Here is a 17,252-nt window from a genome sequence, read left to right as displayed (position 1 = left end):
AGGGCGAACGATACAAATCAGCCTGTCACAGCCGGGTCATGCACTTGTGAAGATTTTGTCAAACTACGGCTAGGCGAACTTCGAAGCGGCAGCCGTGGGGTTCCGCGGGACGCAGCGTGACGTCCCAGCCTTCGGAGGCGCAGATCCGCTTGACCAGCGACAACCCGAGCCCAAGCCCCTCACCACGCGGGTTCTGGCCTCGAACGAACGGTTGGAAGACCCGTTCTCGCTGTTCTTCCGGGATACCGGCGCCGGTGTCTTCGACCCAGAATCCGTTCGGCCCAAGTTGTAAGCGGATGCTGCCGCTTTCGGTGTAATGCATGGCATTGCGCAATAAATTGCTCATCACCGAGCGCAGGAACGGCGCGTTGAATTGCCCGGGCATCTCCTGGTTTGCCTCGTATACCAGCGTCAAACCTTTCGCTTCGATCGGGCCACGCCACTGCGCTACCAATTCATCCCCGATCTGCCGCAGCCCGGCCTGCGAAACGATGGCCATGTCCTTGCGCTGGGCCCTGGCCAGCATGAGGAAGGTCTGCACCAGATCGCGCATTTCCTCGCAGGCACTGTTCATGCGCGCCAGTTGAGCACGAGCCCGCGCGCTGAGCCCCGGCTCCTCTGCCAACAGCTCGCAGCTGGTGGCGATCACCATCAGTGGCGTACGCAATTCATGACTGACATCGCTGGTGAAGAGCTTTTCCCGAGTCAGCACGTCGTGCAGCCGCCCCATGGCGTAATCGAAAGCCGCCGCCAGCTCACCCACTTCGTCGTTGGCGTAATCCGGCGACATGGGCGGCGCCAGCTCGAGCAACTGGTCGCGATGCCGGACCTGCCGCGCCAGGCGTGCAACCGGCTCCATGACCTTGCGCGCCAGCAGCCAGCCCAGGACCCCGGACAAAGCCAGGCTCAGGACATAGCCGGTGACCACGGCCGCGTAGAGAATCTGCTCGCGTGCTTCGAAGTCGCTCTGGTCCTGCAGCAGGACGAAGCGGCGACCATCGACATCGCGCGCCAGCGCATGGAAGGACAACTCCCCATCGAAGACTTCGTGGAACCCCTCATCCAGCCGACGCAGTGCCGGTGGCATGGCGTAGACGCCCACGCCGTCGCTGATGAAGAAACGCATGCCCGGATCGAGTTTGGGAGCCTGGCCGTTGCCCAGGTCCTCATTGATGATGCGATCCAGTTCGCCACCCAGGTCGCGGGAAATCAGGCGCTCCTCGACGATGTGAACGACGCCGACGATTCCCACCGAGAACAGGCCGCCGACGGCGGCGGTCATGAGTACGAAGGCAAAGACAATCCGGCGGGAAAGGCTCTGCTTATACTCCATGCGTTTCCTCTGCCAGCTTGTAGCCGACACCGTGGACCGTATGCAGCAGGGAGGATGCGAAGGGCTTGTCGATCACTTGGCGAAGCTGGTGCACGTGGCTGCGAAGGCTGTCGCTGTCCGGGCAGTCGTCGCCCCAGACGGCTTCCTCGAGCACATCGCGTCGCACGACGTGCGGGCTCTTCTGCATCAGCACCGCCAGCAGCTTGAGACCGATGGGATTGAGTTTCAGCGGTTTGCCGGCACGGTTCACTTCGAGGGTATCGAGGTTGTAGCTCAGATCGGCGACCTGCAACTCGCGACGACCACCACCCTGGCTGCGGCGCAGCACCGCTTCGATGCGAGCGGCCAGCTCGGACAGCGCGAAGGGCTTGAGCAGGTAATCGTCGGCGCCCGAGCGGAAGCCCTGCAGGCGGTCGTCCAACTGGTCACGGGCGGTGAGCATGATCACCGGCGTGTCGCGGCGCGCGTCTTCGCGCAGCCGACGGCACAGTGTGAAACCGTCCAACCCCGGCAGCATGACGTCCAGTACGATCAGGTCGTAATGGGAGGTCGCCGCCAGGTGCAATCCGGACAGGCCGTCCTGGGCGCAATCCACCGTGTAGCCCTTCAGGCCCAGGTAGTCGGCCATATTGGCCAGAATGTCCCGATTGTCTTCAACCAACAGAATGCGCATGTGCTCTCCTTTCGCGAACAGCACTCTAGCCTAACTGGCTTAAATGGAACTTAAGCGCCTTTGACGGTTTTTTCACACTTCATCGCATTCTCAAGATAGCAGCGCACACCCGGAGTCCATCGTGCTCGTAGCGCTGGATATCCAGCAGCCACTGGCGGTCCTTAGGCTGTCGTTGCGATCCTGCAGGGGGAAGCACCCCAACGGGGTCCCGTTCATTCTTGCCGAGGCATCACTATCAGCGGTCGCTTAACGGCCCATCATCCAGTTCACCGACCAGAGCCCGGCCAGGGTCATCAACAGAGAACCGGCCAGGTGCGTGGCGACTGTACCCATCGCCCAGGCCAGGCGGCCCTGCTGCAGCAACATGACGACTTCGGCGGAGAAGGTCGAGAATGTGGTGAGACCACCGCAGAAGCCGGTGATGATCAGTAACCGCCATTCCGGCGCCACGCCCGGCGTGTTGGCGAAGAAGGCGATGGCCGCGCCGATGATATAGCCGCCAACCAGGTTGGCGACCACCGTGCCCGGTGGCATGGAAGGCAGGAGGGTGTTGAGCTTGAGCCCGAGCACCCAGCGCAGCAGTGCACCGAGGGCGGCTCCGAGAGAGACGGCAAGAATGGATTTCCACATGGTCCTGTCCTGGGAAAAGTGTCTTGGACAGGCTGCAGGCGAACGCCTACGCGCCTTTCCAGGTCAATGCGTAGGCATCATCAGCCACAAGGGCGGTTGAAGGAGGAATGCCATCTCCTGCACCGCAGTCTGGCACAACCCGCGCCCATGAAAAAGCCCCGCCTAGGCGGGGCTTTTTCTTACAGCAGGTGCCGGGTGGCTTACATCATGCCGCCCATGCCACCCATGCCGCCCATGTCCGGCATGGCCGGAGCAGCCTTGTCGTCAGCCACTTCGGCAACCATGGCCTCGGTGGTGACCATCAGGCCGCCGATGGAAGCAGCGGCTTGCAGGGCCGAACGGGTGACTTTGGCCGGATCGAGGATACCCATCTCGATCATGTCGCCGTACACGCCGGTAGCAGCGTTGTAGCCGTAGTTGCCCGAGCCTTGCTTGACCTTGTCGACCACCACGCTCGGCTCGTCACCGGAGTTGGCAACGATCTGGCGCAGCGGAGCTTCGACAGCGCGACGCAGCAGGGCGATACCGACGTTCTGGTCTTCGTTGTCGCCCTTCAGGCCTTCGATGGCTTGCAGAGCACGAACCAGAGCGACGCCGCCGCCAGGAACCACGCCTTCCTCGACCGCAGCACGGGTAGCGTGCAGGGCGTCTTCAACGCGGGCTTTCTTCTCTTTCATCTCGACTTCGGTGGCAGCGCCAACCTTGATCACGGCAACACCGCCGGCCAGCTTGGCCAGACGCTCTTGCAGCTTCTCACGGTCGTAGTCGGAGGAAGTCTCTTCGACCTGCTTGCGGATCTGCAGGACGCGAGCTTCGATGTCGGCCTGAGCGCCAGCGCCATCGATGATGGTGGTGTTTTCCTTGCTCAGTACGACGCGCTTGGCGTTACCCAGGTGCTCCAGGGTGGCGCCTTCCAGGCTCAGACCGACTTCTTCGGAGATGACGGTACCGCCGGTCAGGATGGCGATGTCCTGCAGCATGGCCTTGCGGCGGTCGCCGAAGCCCGGAGCCTTGACGGCTGCGACTTTCACGATGCCACGCATGTTGTTGACGACCAGGGTAGCCAGGGCTTCGCCTTCGACGTCTTCAGCCACGATCAGCAGCGGACGGCCGGCTTTGGCAACGGCTTCCAGGACCGGCAGCATTTCGCGGATGTTCGAGATTTTCTTGTCGACCAGCAGCAGCAGCGGGCCGTCGAGCTCGGCAACCATGGTGTCCGGCTTGTTGATGAAGTAGGGGGACAGGTAGCCACGGTCGAACTGCATGCCTTCTACGACGGACAGTTCGTTTTCCAGGCCCGAGCCTTCTTCAACGGTGATCACGCCTTCTTTGCCGACTTTTTCCATGGCTTCGGCAATGATGTTGCCGATGGAGTCGTCGGAGTTGGCGGAGATGGTGCCGACCTGGGCAATGGCCTTGGTGTCGGCGCACGGCTTGGCCAGGTCCTTGAGCTGAGCAACGATGGCCACGGTGGCCTTGTCGATGCCGCGCTTGAGGTCCATCGGGTTCATGCCGGCAGCGACGGCTTTCAGGCCTTCGTTGACGATGGCCTGGGCCAGAACGGTAGCGGTGGTGGTGCCGTCACCGGCAGCGTCGTTGGCCTTGGAGGCAACGTCTTTCACCAGTTGGGCGCCCATGTTCTCGAACTTGTCTTTGAGTTCGATTTCCTTGGCGACGGAAACGCCGTCCTTGGTGATGGTCGGAGCACCGAAGCTCTTGTCCAGGATGACGTTGCGGCCTTTCGGGCCGAGGGTCGCTTTAACCGCGTCGGCCAGGACGTTTACGCCGACCAGCATTTTCTTGCGAGCGGAATCGCCGAACTTAACTTCTTTGGCAGCCATGTTCTGTTTCCTCTAAATCGAATTCGGTGGGGAGTGGACGGACTGAAATCAGTCTTCCAGGACGGCGAGGATCTCGGACTCGCCCATCACCAACAGTTCTTCGCCGTCGACCTTGATGGCGTTGCTGCCGGAGTAAGGACCGAACACCACCTTGTCACCGACCTTGACGGCCAGAGCGCGAACTTCGCCGTTGTCCAGGACACGGCCGGCACCAACAGCGACCACTTCACCGCGGTTCGGCTTTTCGGCGGCGGAACCCGGCAGCACGATGCCGCCTGCGGCTTTGGTCTCTTCCTCGCTGCGACGGATGACGACGCGGTCATGCAGAGGACGAAGCTTCATAGTCGTAACTCTCCCAAACTGTGATTTCCAACAGCCAGATCGATGCCCGGCAGGTTTTATTGAATCCGGCGTTGCCGGTTTGCGTCCCGGCTGGCGAGACGCGTAAAGAGCAGCCTGTCCATGCGACAGGGACCTTGCGGTGACCGGTACATAAGGTCGCTACAAGGCATTTCAAGGGTGTGACGAAAAAAATTTTGCAAACGGAGGGTGCTCAGGACGGCCGAAACCGTCCGAGGCTCAGCGCAAGCGGTCGCGATCTTCCTCACGGCGCTGGTACTCGCCTTCAATCACGCTCGGGCCGCCACGTTGCTGAGCGGCCGGATCGTCGGCGAAGGCCCGACGGCGCTCGGCCTGTTCCTGCATGCGCTGGCGCACGCGGCCAAGCATCAGGCGGCGGGTGAAGGGGATCAGGCAGAGCAGGCCGATGGCGTCGCTGATGAAGCCCGGCAGCATCAGCAGGCCACCACCCAGGGCGATGACCAGACCTTCGAGCATTTCCTGTTCGGGTAGCTCGCCACGATTCAGGCGCTCGCGGGCACGCAGAGCGGTCGCCACGCCAGCGACACGCAGAACGGCGGCACCGATGAAGGCACCGGCAATGATCAGCAGCAGGGTCCAGCCCACGCCGATCACGCTGCCGACCTTGATCATCACGGCCAACTCGATCAGCGGGAAGAGAAGAATCAGGAAAAGAGGAACTCGCATCGATGTTTCCTTGGCGGGGCATTTACCCAGATAACGGGAAAGGTGGCGACGTCCCGCGCCAATTTCAAGGGAATGCCCGGGGATTGTTCAAGCCCGGATAACCTCACTACCCGGCCAGACGTCCGCCCTGGCCAACTGCACCAGCGCCTGGCGCACCGCACCAGGATTACTGCAGGGCGCGGGGAACGGCAGCCAGTGCAGGCCTTGGCCGATGCGCAGGTGGAAACCTTCGGTATCAATTCCCACCAGCTGCGGATCCTTGCCCGCGAGCAGCCCGGCCAGCTCGACGTAGTGTTCGATGGCACTGGCATGGTCGCTGTTCATGTGCTCGACCATGCTCCTTTCCGCCTCGCCGACGAAGGGATTGGCCAGCGGCACGCTGTCGGCGCCCAGCCAGTGGATATCGCCGAAGCCGCCGATGAAGCGCCACTGCACCGGCTCGAGTACCCAGAAATCGAAGTCGTGGACGATGTGGTAGTCCTGCGAACCGGGGAAATAGCGGTAGTAGCGCTCGGCGGCACCCGCGATGGCGTCGACATCCTCGATCATCAGCGCCTCGGCCAGCAGGGTCAGGCGGCCGGCGGCCTGGATGTCGTCGACGCCACGCTCGCCGATGAGCAACGAGCATTTGCCATCCATCTGCAGGTTGTGGGTGTGCTGGGCGATGCGACTGATCAGGATCAGCGGCCGGCCCGCCTCGTCCAGGCAGTAGGGCACCACGGAGCCGAAGGGAAACCCGGACCACTTCTTCGAGTGGGTGGAGAGGACGCCGCGGTATTCCTTGAGCAGCAGTTCTCGGGCATGCTTGGCAGCTTTCACGCTCAACTTATGACTCCTCGCAAAGAATCCGTCGCAAACGGACGGGCAGGACTGACTCTGTGCACAGCTGCCGGCGGGGCCTTTCACCAGAAACTGTTCGTGGGGTTGTTCCGATGCAATTGAAAGACAAGGTCATCATCATCACCGGTGGCTGCCAGGGCCTGGGCCGCGCCATGGGCGAATACCTCTCCGGCAAGGGCGCGCGCGTCGCGCTGGTTGACCTCAATGCCGAAAAACTGGACGAAGCCGTGGCCGCCTGCAAGGCCGCCGGCGGTGACGCCCGCGCCTATCTGTGCAACGTCGCCAATGAAGAACAGGTTACCCATATGGTGGCCCAGGTCGCCAGCGACTTCGGCGCCATCAACGGCCTGGTGAACAACGCCGGCATCCTGCGCGACGGCCTGACCATCAAGGTCAAGGACGGCGAGCTGAGCAAGATGAGTCTGGCCCAATGGCAGGCCGTGATCGACGTCAACCTGACCGGCGTGTTCCTCTGCACTCGTGAAGTGGCGGCGAAGATGATCGAGCTGAAGAACGAAGGCGCGATCGTCAACATCTCCTCCATCTCCCGCGCCGGCAACATGGGCCAGGCCAACTACTCCGCAGCCAAGGCCGGCGTCGCCGCCGACACCGTGGTCTGGGCGAAGGAACTGGCACGCTACGGCATCCGCGTGGCCGGCGTGGCACCTGGATTCATCGAGACCGACATGGTCGCCAGCATGAAACCCGAAGCGCTGGAGAAAATGACCTCCGGCATCCCGCTCAAGCGCCTGGGCAAGCCCCTGGAAATCGCCCACTCGGTGGCCTACATCCTCGAGAACGACTACTACACCGGCCGCGTGCTGGAGCTGGACGGCGGCCTGCGCCTGTAACACTCTCCCCTTGAAAAAGCCCCGCCATGTGCGGGGCTTTTTTATGTGCCTTGCAGGAACGAGCCTGCTCGCTCCTGCCTGAGTCGACGTTACCAGCCGACCCCCAGGCCAACGGTATAGCGACGCTCGTTGACGTCGCCATCGTTGCCACTGAGCTTGTCCCACTCGGCCTTCAGGCTCAGGGACGCCCAGGAGGTCAGCTTGTAGCGGATGCCCGCCTCGCTCTCCAGCTCGTAGTCCACGTTGGACTCCAGTGGCTTGCTGACTTCGCCGTTGGTAAACAGCTCGAACTGCTTGGCCAGCAGGTAACGGTTGTAGTCCCACTTCAGGCTGGTGCTGTAGAAGTGGGACTTCTCGTCGTCGACGAACTCGTAGTCGTTGCGGTTGACCAGCGTGGCCAGGGAGAACGCGCCCAGCTCATTATCCCAGAACTGGTAGCCGGGGCCGGTACCGACAGTGCGCTTCTTCTTCAGGTCCTCGATCCAGTCGCGCTTGTACTGCGCCTGCCCCTGCCAGAACCAGTGCTCATCGAGGAAGCGGTCCAACGCATACTCGGCAGAATAATTGTTGGTGCTGACCTGGTCGTTCTTCTTCTCGCGGTTGTATTCGCCCTGCAGGTTGTGGCGCCAACGGCCGTGGCGGGCGTTGGTCTTGAAATCGATGTCGTAGTCCTCGACATCGTTCTCGGCCTGCTTGTGGTCCAGGGAGAAGTCGACGTTGCCAGTCCATACCCAGTCTTCGAGGATCGGCTTGGGCGGCATCATCTGCTCGATCTTCGCCAGCTCCACGGTGCGCGGCTGACCGTTGACCAGCGTGACCTTGCCATCGTCCGATGCCTTGATGCCCTTGGAATGCTCGCCGGTTTCCTCGTCGTACTTCACCAGCAGGTTCTGGTCGGTCTCGAGGGTCTTGATCTTGTCCCATTTCAGGGTGATCTCCCCGCCATAATCAGTCGCCAGCAACAGCTTGCCGCCGTCGAACAGCTTGATGGTGCCGGTCAGGCGGTCGCCATTCTTCAACCAGACGGTATCGGCGACAGCGGAAAGGGAACAGGAAGCCAGGGCAATGGAGAGCAGGGTTCTAGACAACATGAGCCTGATTCAACTGGACAAGGTGGGCAAAAAGCCGGGCATTATCCAGATACCCGACGCTAGAGCAACGAATGACAGACCTGGCGGTACAGAGTTCATCATTACTGACAGAATGACGGGAAACTTCCTTCATTTAGCCACACGCATTTGCCTACCACAGGCTTCGCTATATCCTGACCTGGCCTTCACTGAAGCGACCATCACCCATGCCCGAGCGCAAAGTCTCCGCCTCCTCCGCGGATCTGACGCAGGAAAGCCTGCAGACTCGCCGCGAGGCCATTTTCCTGGTGGTCGCCGAAGTGCCGGAAGGGCACGTGATCACCTACGGCGATGTGGCCAAACTGGCCGGGCTGGGCCGTTCTGCGCGGCTTGTAGGACGCATCCTCAGCCAGTTGCCCGATGGCACCCGCCTGCCCTGGCACCGGGTGATCGCCGCCGGTGGCCGCATCAGCCTGCCCATCGGCACTGTTTCGGGGAACGAACAGCGCGCACGATTGCGTGCAGAGGGTGTCAGAATCCATAACGATCGGGTGGACATACGTCGGCACGGCTGGCCTAGCGGCGAGCAGTCCTAGTAAAGTTCGCGAGAATTTTTGACCTGCTGGAAAACACCCCATGAAAGAGCATTCCTGGCGAGAGGCATGGATTGCCTACAAGTCTCCCGCCAGCCTCGCGCTTTTGCTGCTGGGATTCGCCGCCGGCCTGCCTTACATGCTGGTGCTTTCCACCCTCTCGGTGTGGTTGCGTGAAGCGGGTGTTGCCCGGGAAACCATCGGATTCGCCAGCTGGATCGGGCTCGTCTACGCCTTCAAGTGGGTCTGGTCGCCCATGCTCGACCAGTGGCGCCTGCCCTTCATCGGCCGGCTGGGCCGTCGCCGCTCCTGGCTGGTGTTCTCCCAGGGCCTGATCGCCATCGGCCTGCTCGGCATGGCTCTGTGCAACCCGCAGTCGCATCTGAACTGGCTGATCGCCCTGGCGATGGTCGTGGCCTTTGCCTCGGCCACCCAGGACATCGCGATCGACGCCTACCGCCTGGAAATCGCCGAGAACACCCGCCAGGCCGCGCTGGCCGCGTGCTACATGACCGGCTACCGGGTCGCCGTCCTGTTCGCCACCGCCGGCGTGCTGTTCCTCGCCGAATGGGCCGGCTCCAGTGCCCTGCACTACAGCCAGTCGGCCTGGGCGCTGACCTACGCGGTGTGCTCGCTGGCCATCCTGCCCGGTCTGATCACCACCCTGCTGATGAAAGAGCCGCCGGTGAACGTGCAACCACAGGCCGGCAGCTCGGCTTTCGCCTTCAACCACCAGCTACTCTCGGTGCTGACCCTGCTGGTGCTGCTGATCTCCGTGCCGGCCATGCTCACCGCGCTGACCGCACAGGCCTGGCCGCGCGCCGCGCTCTATGGAATCTTCATCGGCATCTGCATGACGCCCCACGGTCGCCGGCAGATCCGCCCGGTCCGCGAGCTGCTGTCGAAGGTGCGCCGCCCGCTGCTGCTGGCCGTACACGGGCGCGGCCTGCCGCAGTTCGACTTCGTCCACCAGGCGGTTTCGGTGATCGTGCTGATCATCCTGCTGGTGACCGGCACCGCATTCATCAACATGACCGAGGCCGGCAAGTGGTGGCTCGCCCTCCTCTACCTGCTGATCGCCCTGAGCTGCATCTCCGCACCGGGTCGGCTGCTGATGGCCCCGGTGCTGACACCCATCACCGAGTTCGTCCGCCGCTACCGCTGGCAGGCCCTGCTGCTGCTCGGGCTGATCTCCACCTACCGCATGTCCGACACCGTCATGGGCACCATGGCCAGCGTGTTCTACATCGACATGGGCTTCACCAAGGACACCATCGCCACCGTCAGCAAGCTGTTCGGCGTGGTCATGACCCTGGTGGGCGCGGCGGCCGGCGGTGTGCTGATCGCCCGCTTCAGCATCCTGCCGATCCTGTTCATCGGTGGCGCGGCCTCGGCGGCGACCAACCTGCTGTTCGCCCTCCTTGCGCAGATGGGCGCGATCGACGATCCGCATCTCATGGGGCAAAACGTCTTTGCCCTGCTCAAGGTGCTGGAGCCCCACGTCACCATGCTGGTGGTGACCATCATGCTCGACAACTTCAGCGGCGGTCTGGCGACCTCGGCCTTCGTCGCCTACCTGTCGAGCCTGACCAACCTGAAGTTCTCCGCGACCCAGTACGCCATGCTCAGCTCCACCATGCTGTTGCTGCCGCGCTTCATCGGCGGCTACTCCGGCGCCATGGTCGAGGGCATGGGCTATGAGCGGTTCTTCTTCTTCACCGCCCTGCTCGGCGTGCCGACGCTGCTGTTGATCGGCTGGCTGTGGCTGCAGCGCAAGAACGACATGACCAACGGCGCCGCCGAGGAAGCCAGCGAAGCCCCAACGCAGCCAGCCAGCGCCGAACGCCCCTGAACTGGCTGATGAAGCAGCGCCCATGAAAAAGGCCGGCAAATGCCGGCCTTTTTCGTTCCGCGTGAGGGATCAGTCCGCCAGGACGGCGTCCTCTTCACCCTTGACCACACGCACCACCTTGTTCGGCGCAAGGTCGATGCCGTCGTCGCGCAGGCGCTGACGCACCTGCTCGTTGAGCATGAAGGTGACCGCCCAGTAATCGGAGTTGGCGGTCCACAGGCGCAGCGACAGGGTCACCGAGTTCTCCCCCAGGCCCGCGACCACCACCACCGGCGCCGGCGACTTGAGTACGCGCGAATCCTCCGCCAGCTCCTTGAGGATGGCACGAGCACCCTCCAGATCGGCGTCGAAGGCCAGCTTCACATCGAAGGTCACCTGGCGGGTCGTCTGGGTCGAGGTGTTGGTGATGATGCCGTTGGACAGCGCGCCATTGGGCACGATCACCGTGCGGTTGTCACCGGTGCGCAGCACGGTGTGGAAGATCATGATGTGGTCCACCGTGCCGGAAACGCCCTGGGCTTCGATCCAGTCGCCGACCTTGAACGGGCGGAACAGCAGGATCAGCACGCCGCCGGCGAAGTTCGACAGGCTGCCCTGCAGCGCCAGGCCGATGGCCAGGCCGGCGGCACCGATGGCAGCGACGAAGCTGGTGGTCTGGATGCCGATCATCGACGCCACGCTGACCATCAGCAGGATCTTCAGGATGATGTTCACCATGCTGCCGATGAAGCCCTGCAGCGTCCTGTCCACATGCTTGGTGGACAGCAACCCGCCGATACGACGGGTGAACAGGTTGATCACCCACCAACCGATCAGCAGGGTCAACAGCGCCAGCACGGCATTGCCCAGGTAAGCCAGGACGACCGGCGTCCAGGCCTCCGCACTGTTCATGATCTGCTCGTAATTCATATCCATGGATGCAGGCCCCTTGTCTGTTGCCATTGCCTAAAACAAAACCGCCATGGCAAGCCATGGCGGTCGGGAGTTCGCCGAGCGACTCTATTACTGCGACGTCGCGCGGGCGCTGAGGTTCCGCAGCGCTTACAGAGCAGCGCGCATCAGTCGCGGAAGTTGTTGAACTGAAGCGGCATACCGAGGGATTCACCACGCAGCAGCGCGATGGCTTCCTGCAGGTCATCGCGCTTCTTGCCGGTGACACGCACCTGCTCACCCTGGATGGCAGCCTGCACCTTGAGCTTCTTGTCCTTGATCAGGGCGACGATCTTCTTCGCCAGATCCTTGTCGATGCCCTCGCGGAAGGTCACTTCCTGCTTGACCACCTTGCCCGACGGGAAGGGGTCCTTGGTTTCGATGCACTGCACATCGATCTTGCGCTTGACCAGGCTGGAGCGAAGAATGTCGAGCATCTGCTCAAGCATGAAATCCGCCTCGGCGGTCAGGGTGACGGACTTGTCCTTGGTCTCGAAGCTGCACTTGCCCTTCAGGTCGAAACGGCGGTCCAGTTCCTTGGCAGCATTATCCAGGGCGTTGGTCAGTTCGTGTTTGTCCAGTTCGGACACCACGTCGAACGAAGGCATGACATCTCTCCAGATGGACGGCGCGACCCGGTTCACAGACGGGACGACGCCTGGCTTGACGATAAAAATGCGCGGTCATTATAACTGACAGACAAGACCGCGCCCGGCCTCTGACGTCGTTAGCCGGCATTTCCTACCCGTTTCCGAGACATTCCATGCCAACCAACCATCTCAGCATCCTGGTAGTCGACGATGCCAAGTTCTCCAGCGCCATGATCGGCCGCGCGCTGAGCCAGGCCGGCTACCTGAACGTGCGCTTCGCCAGCAGTGCCAGCGAAGCGCTCGACCTGCTGGAAAAGCAGCCGGTGAGCGTCCTCCTCGCCGACTGGCTGATGCCCGAGATGGACGGCCTGGAGCTCACCGCCCGAGTGCGCCAGCTCGACGAGAGCGGCGACCACTACACCTACATCATCCTGCTCACCGGCAAGGAGGGCGACAACGCCCTGGCCGAAGCCTTCGACCGTGGCGTGGACGACTTCGTCAGCAAATCGGCGATGAACGAGCAACTGGTGCCCCGCGTACTGGCCGCCGACCGCCTGAGCAATACCCTGCAGCGCCTGCTGATGGAAAACCGCCTGCTCACCGAGAACATCACCAGCCTGGAAGAACGCAACCTGGTGGACAGTGCCACGGGCCTGGGCAACCAGCGCTACCTCAAGCAGAAGCTGGCCGACAGCATCCGCCAGGTGGAATCCCGTGGTGGCGCCGTGTGCTACATGCTCATCGGCCTGCCGGAGTTGGCCGAACTGGGGCAGAAGCGTGGCCAGTCGTTCCAGAACGAACTGCTCCACGGCGTCGCCCGGCGCCTGCAGCAACTGGTACGACCGCTGGACGTCCTGGCGCGCATCGACGGCCAGCATTTCGCCCTGATCACCCTGCTCGAAGACCTGCAGGAATGCTCCCCCAGCAGCTTCCGCCGCCTGCACGAAGGCCTGAACCTCAAGGCGTTCAAGACCAGCGAAGGCTTCATCACCCTCAAGGCCGGCATCAGCCTGGTGGGCCTGGACGCCAAGGCGCTGCCCGTGGAAGTCGAGCAACTGATGCAGCAGGGCCGTGCCCTGCTGCCCGATGCCTTCGCCAGCGGGCGAATCAACGCCAGTCGCCTGACCGGCCTGCGCTAAACTTCGCGGTAAGCCCCCGAACCCGCGAAGTTTCTCCCATGACCTGGTCTATCCTCGGCGCCGGCAGCCTCGGTTGCCTGTGGGCCGCCCGCCTGTCCCGCGCAGGCCTGCCGGTGCGCCTGCTGCTGCGCGACCGCCAGCGCCTCAACGCCTACCGCGCCCTCGGTGGCGTCACCCTGATCGAAGACGGTCGCGAGAGCCTCTACCCGATACCAGCCGAAACCGCTGCGCAAGGCGCGCCGATCCAGCGCCTGCTGCTGGCCTGCAAGGCCTACGACGCCGAGTCTGCCGCCGCCAGCGTGGCGGCGCGCCTGGCCCCCGGAACCGAACTGATCCTGCTGCAGAACGGTCTGGGCAGCCAGCAGGCGGTCAGCGCCCACCTGCCGCGCGCACGCTGTCTTTATGCTTCCAGCACCGAAGGCGCATTCCGCGAATCCGACTTCCGCGTGGTATTCGCAGGCCATGGCCAGACCTGGCTGGGCGACGAGCACGGCGGGCCCACTCCGGCCTGGCTGACCGAGCTGGAGCAAGCCGGGATTCCCGCCCAGTGGAGCGAGAACATCCTCGAACGCCTGTGGCGCAAGCTGGCCCTGAACTGCGCGATCAACCCGCTGACCGTGCTGCACCAATGCCGCAATGGCGAACTGGCCGGGCACCCCGACGAAGTGGCCGCGCTGTGCGACGAACTGGGCCAACTGCTGCACGCCTGCAACTACCCCGCCGCTGCGCAGGAATTGCAGGGCGACGTGGAGCGCGTGATTGCCGCCACTGCGGCAAACTTCTCCTCCATGTACCAGGACGTCGCCCAGGGCCGGCGCAGCGAGATCGCTTACCTGCTCGGCCACGCCTGCCGCGAAGGTGACCGCCTGCACCTCGCCCTGCCGCGACTGCGAGCCGTACACGAGCGCCTGCGCGCCTACCTGGTGGCGCGCGGATTGCCCGACACCTGATCGCGGGCTACCCTGCCCGCCTCTCCTGTTTTTCCAAGAAAGCGCCCATGCCTTCACCCATGAACCTGCGCCAGCGCCTGGAAGACCTGCCGGTCGGCCAGAAAATCCTCGCCGCCCTGCTGGTGCTGCTGGCGACCGTGATGCTGGTGGCCAACCTGGCTTTCATCAGCGCGGCCTACTGGATTTCCCAGGACAGCGTCGCGCCCCAGGCGCTGCAGACCATCGGACGGCTGATCGCCAACCCGGCGCTCAGCGAGCCGGCGTTGTCCTCGCCCACCCAGGCCCAGGTGCTGCTGCGCCAGCTGGACGACTACCAACCGCTGCGCGCCGCCGCACTCTATGACAGCAACGGCGAACGTATCGCCCAGACGCCGGGCAACGGCCCCATTGCCCTGCCCGAGCGCCTCGATCACCTGGAGCGCTGGCGCCAGCACGAATACCGCCTCAACGCGCTGTTCGAACTGCCCCAGGCCGGCCGCAACAGCGGCTACCTGCTGCTGGTGGCGAGCAGCGAGCTGCCCGGCGCCTTCTACACCGGCACCCTGACTGCCAGCCTGGTGATCCTCGCCGTCTCGGTGCTGCTCTGGCTGCTGATCGCCCAGCAGATCCGCCGCCTGATCACCCGGCCGATCCGCAGCCTGGAGGAGCTCTCACGCCAGGTCACCCGCGAGGAGAACTACGCCTTGCGCGCCGAGCGCGGCAATGCCGACGAGATCGGCCGGCTGGCCGACGCCTTCAACACCATGCTGACCCGCATCGAAGCCCGCGAGCAGCAGCTCAAGCGCGCCCGCGACGATGCCCAGGAAGCCGTGGAGCAGGCCCAGTCGCTGGCCGAGGAAACCCGCCGCTCGAACCGCAAGCTGGAACTGGAAGTCCAGGTACGCAGCAAGATCGAGAAGAAGCTCACCGGCTTCCAGCACTACCTCAACAGCATCATCGACTCGATGCCCTCGGCGCTGATCGCGGTGGACGAGCAGCTCTACGTCACCCAGTGGAACCAGGAAGCCAGCCTGCTCTCCGGCACCAGCCTGGACGACGCGGTGAACCAGCCGGTATTCCTCGCCTTCCCGTCGCTCAAGCCATTCCTGCCGCAGCTCACCCGCGCCGCCGAGCAGCACAAGGTCGAACGCGTCGAACGCGTCACCTGGGCCCTCACTGACGCGCCGCGCCATTACGCCCTGACCTTCTACCCGCTGATGGGCGGCACCGGCCGTGGCGCGGTGATCCGTATCGACGACATCACCGACCGCCTGGGAATGGAAGAGATGATGGTGCAGTCGGAGAAGATGCTCTCCGTCGGCGGCCTCGCGGCCGGTATGGCTCACGAGATCAACAACCCGCTGGGCGCCATCCTGCACAACGTGCAGAACATCCGCCGGCGACTGTCGCCGGAGTTGCCGAAGAACCTGGAGGTAGCCGGCGAAGTGGGCGTGCGCCTGGACGACCTCAACCACTACCTGGAGGCGCGGGAGATCCCCAAGCTGATGGATGGCATCCAGTACGCCGGCTCCCGCGCCGCGAAGATCGTCACCCACATGCTCTCCTTCAGCCGCCGCAGCCACCGGCAGATGGCCGCCTGCGAGCTGCCAGCGCTGTTGGAGCAAGCCGTGGAGATTGCCGGTAACGACTTCGACCTCACCGGCGGCTTCGACTTCAAGTCGCTGGAGATCGTCCACGAGTACGACCCGCGCCTGGGCCCGGTGCCGGTGATCGCCAACGAAATCGAGCAGGTGCTGCTCAACCTGCTGAAGAACGGCGCCCAGGCCATCCACCTGCGCGACGACGAAGAGGAAGGCGAGTACGGCCGCATCACCCTGCGTACCCGGCTCAATCCGCCCTGGGCGGAAATCCACGTGGAAGACAACGGCTGCGGCATGCCGGAGAACGTGCGCAAGCGCATCTTCGAGCCTTTCTTCACCACCAAGGAAGTCGGCCAGGGCACAGGGCTGGGCCTGTCGGTCTCGTACTTCATCGTCACCAACAACCACAAGGGGCAGATGGAGGTGCAGTCCGAGCTGGGTGTCGGCACCTGCTTCACCATCCGCCTGCCGCTGGCGGCCGAAATTTCCCCGCCGCTGCCGCTGCTGGCGCGCGACGACAAGGAGCATTGAGCATGGGCAACCGCCTGTCGAAGATCTACACCCGCACCGGCGATGCCGGGGAAACTGGCCTGGCCGATGGCCGTCGCGTGCCCAAGCACCACCCCCGCGTGGAAGCCATGGGCGCCGTGGACGAGCTGAACAGCCACCTCGGCCTGCTGCTGGCTGGGCTGCACGAGGCGCGCAGCAGTGCGCTGGAAGAAGTGATCGGGGTGTTGGCGCCGATCCAGCACCGCCTCTTCGACCTCGGCGGTGAGCTGGCAATGCCGGAGTACCGTGCGCTGAACGATGCCGAAGTGGAACGCCTGGAAACGGTGATCGACCGCTGGAATGAAGAACTTGGGCCGCTGAAGAACTTCATCCTGCCCGGCGGTTCGCGCCTGGTCGCTCTCGCCCACCTGTGCCGCGCCCAGGCGCGCAATGCCGAGCGCCGCTGCCAGCAGCTGAATGCCGAGGAGCCGCTGGAAGGCGCAGGCCTGCGCTACCTGAACCGGCTATCCGACCTGCTGTTCGTCGCTGCGCGCTTTATAGCCCGGCGCCAGGGCGTGGAAGAGATTCTCTGGCAAGCCGCTGAGAAGCCCGCCTGATCGGTCGAGAGTCGACTCGTAGGAGCGCGCTGTGCGCGCGATCGCGGGCATGGCCCGCCCCTACTCGATAGTCCTGTGCTCGGATCAGCCCTCACCCTAACCCTCTCCCAGGGGGAGAGGGGACTGTTCGGTGCAGGATGAAACCTTGTCGTTCGCCGGCACGGGCGGCTCCCTCTCCCCCTGGGAGAGGGCTGGGGTGAGAGGAAGGCGCTGGTACGGACTCACCT

At 63.7% G+C, this 17,252-nt stretch carries 17 protein-coding genes and 1 riboswitch; of the genes, 7 read left to right on the top strand and 10 right to left on the bottom strand.

Annotated elements, in window-relative coordinates; genetic code table 11:
- Positions 1-58: 58 nt before the first annotated feature.
- The 7 genes from PNI01S_RS11695 to PNI01S_RS11665 all read right to left on the bottom strand — a co-directional run bounded on the left by PNI01S_RS11695 (position 59) and on the right by PNI01S_RS11665 (position 6,349).
- Positions 59-1,333, bottom strand: a complete 1,275-nt coding sequence (locus tag PNI01S_RS11695) for a sensor histidine kinase (RefSeq protein ID WP_024764088.1) — start codon at positions 1,331-1,333, stop codon at positions 59-61.
- Positions 1,323-2,006 carry a response regulator transcription factor gene (locus tag PNI01S_RS11690; protein ID WP_024764087.1) on the bottom strand — a complete coding sequence of 228 codons (684 nt, stop codon included), beginning with the start codon at positions 2,004-2,006 and terminating at the stop codon, positions 1,323-1,325. Before PNI01S_RS11690 ends, PNI01S_RS11695 begins: the two co-directional genes overlap by 11 nt.
- A 246-nt stretch (positions 2,007-2,252) precedes the next feature.
- Entirely contained in the window at positions 2,253-2,636 is a 384-nt protein-coding gene (gene crcB / locus PNI01S_RS11685; protein ID WP_024764086.1) for a fluoride efflux transporter CrcB, read from the bottom strand.
- A 64-nt stretch (positions 2,637-2,700) separates the two neighbouring features.
- A riboswitch (Fluoride riboswitch) is annotated at positions 2,701-2,763 on the bottom strand.
- Between the two features lie 73 nt (positions 2,764-2,836).
- Complete coding sequence (gene groL, locus PNI01S_RS11680) at positions 2,837-4,477, bottom strand: chaperonin GroEL (protein ID WP_024764085.1); 1,641 nt, start codon at positions 4,475-4,477, stop codon at positions 2,837-2,839.
- A 48-nt stretch (positions 4,478-4,525) separates the two neighbouring features.
- Positions 4,526-4,819: a co-chaperone GroES gene (locus PNI01S_RS11675; protein ID WP_084358286.1), complete on the bottom strand. Its 294-nt coding sequence runs from the start codon at positions 4,817-4,819 to the stop codon at positions 4,526-4,528.
- A gap of 237 nt (positions 4,820-5,056) precedes the next feature.
- Positions 5,057-5,524, bottom strand: coding sequence for an FxsA family protein (locus PNI01S_RS11670; RefSeq protein WP_024764084.1), 468 nt, complete (start codon positions 5,522-5,524; stop codon positions 5,057-5,059).
- Positions 5,525-5,611: 87 nt separating this feature from the next.
- Complete coding sequence (locus PNI01S_RS11665; protein ID WP_084358285.1) at positions 5,612-6,349, bottom strand: HugZ family pyridoxamine 5'-phosphate oxidase; 738 nt, start codon at positions 6,347-6,349, stop codon at positions 5,612-5,614.
- 107 nt (positions 6,350-6,456) lie between these two features.
- Here PNI01S_RS11665 and PNI01S_RS11660 point away from each other — a divergent pair, with 107 nt between their 5' ends.
- Positions 6,457-7,215, top strand: coding sequence for an SDR family oxidoreductase (locus PNI01S_RS11660; RefSeq protein WP_024764082.1), 759 nt, complete (start codon positions 6,457-6,459; stop codon positions 7,213-7,215).
- A gap of 89 nt (positions 7,216-7,304) precedes the next feature.
- Here the strand turns inward: PNI01S_RS11660 and PNI01S_RS11655 are convergent, their stop codons facing one another.
- Entirely contained in the window at positions 7,305-8,306 is a 1,002-nt protein-coding gene (locus PNI01S_RS11655; protein WP_037016355.1) for a DUF481 domain-containing protein, read from the bottom strand.
- Positions 8,307-8,512: 206 nt separating this feature from the next.
- Between PNI01S_RS11655 and PNI01S_RS11650 the strand changes: the two genes are divergently transcribed.
- Both PNI01S_RS11650 and PNI01S_RS11645 read left to right on the top strand, forming a co-directional pair.
- Positions 8,513-8,881, top strand: a complete 369-nt coding sequence (locus PNI01S_RS11650) for an MGMT family protein (protein ID WP_084358284.1) — start codon at positions 8,513-8,515, stop codon at positions 8,879-8,881.
- Positions 8,882-8,921: 40 nt separating this feature from the next.
- Positions 8,922-10,730 carry an AmpG family muropeptide MFS transporter gene (locus tag PNI01S_RS11645; RefSeq protein WP_024764079.1) on the top strand — a complete coding sequence of 603 codons (1,809 nt, stop codon included), beginning with the start codon at positions 8,922-8,924 and terminating at the stop codon, positions 10,728-10,730.
- A gap of 69 nt (positions 10,731-10,799) precedes the next feature.
- Here PNI01S_RS11645 and PNI01S_RS11640 read toward each other — a convergent pair whose 3' ends face one another.
- Together PNI01S_RS11640 and PNI01S_RS11635 are read right to left on the bottom strand one after the other, a co-directional pair.
- A complete protein-coding gene (locus PNI01S_RS11640) occupies positions 10,800-11,645 on the bottom strand; it encodes a mechanosensitive ion channel family protein (protein ID WP_024764078.1) in 846 nt (281 codons plus the stop codon).
- Between the two features lie 143 nt (positions 11,646-11,788).
- On the bottom strand, positions 11,789-12,268 hold the full coding sequence (locus tag PNI01S_RS11635) for a YajQ family cyclic di-GMP-binding protein (protein WP_037016362.1): 480 nt from the start codon (positions 12,266-12,268) through the stop codon (positions 11,789-11,791).
- Positions 12,269-12,423: 155 nt separating this feature from the next.
- Between PNI01S_RS11635 and PNI01S_RS11630 the strand changes: the two genes are divergently transcribed.
- From PNI01S_RS11630 to PNI01S_RS11615, 4 genes are read left to right on the top strand one after another with little or no spacing between them, the layout of a single operon-like run.
- A complete protein-coding gene (locus PNI01S_RS11630; RefSeq protein ID WP_084358283.1) occupies positions 12,424-13,389 on the top strand; it encodes a response regulator in 966 nt (321 codons plus the stop codon).
- A 38-nt stretch (positions 13,390-13,427) separates the two neighbouring features.
- Positions 13,428-14,339, top strand: a complete 912-nt coding sequence (locus PNI01S_RS11625) for a putative 2-dehydropantoate 2-reductase (RefSeq protein ID WP_084358282.1) — start codon at positions 13,428-13,430, stop codon at positions 14,337-14,339.
- A 59-nt stretch (positions 14,340-14,398) separates the two neighbouring features.
- On the top strand, positions 14,399-16,450 hold the full coding sequence (locus PNI01S_RS11620; RefSeq protein ID WP_024764074.1) for a sensor histidine kinase: 2,052 nt from the start codon (positions 14,399-14,401) through the stop codon (positions 16,448-16,450).
- A 2-nt stretch (positions 16,451-16,452) separates the two neighbouring features.
- Positions 16,453-17,025, top strand: a complete 573-nt coding sequence (locus PNI01S_RS11615) for a cob(I)yrinic acid a,c-diamide adenosyltransferase (RefSeq protein WP_037009764.1) — start codon at positions 16,453-16,455, stop codon at positions 17,023-17,025.
- The last annotated feature ends 227 nt before the right edge of the window (positions 17,026-17,252 follow it).

It is taken from the genome of Pseudomonas nitroreducens NBRC 12694, assembly GCF_002091755.1.
Lineage (GTDB): Bacteria > Pseudomonadota > Gammaproteobacteria > Pseudomonadales > Pseudomonadaceae > Pseudomonas > Pseudomonas nitroreducens.
This window is presented reverse-complemented; position numbering and strand designations above follow the sequence as displayed.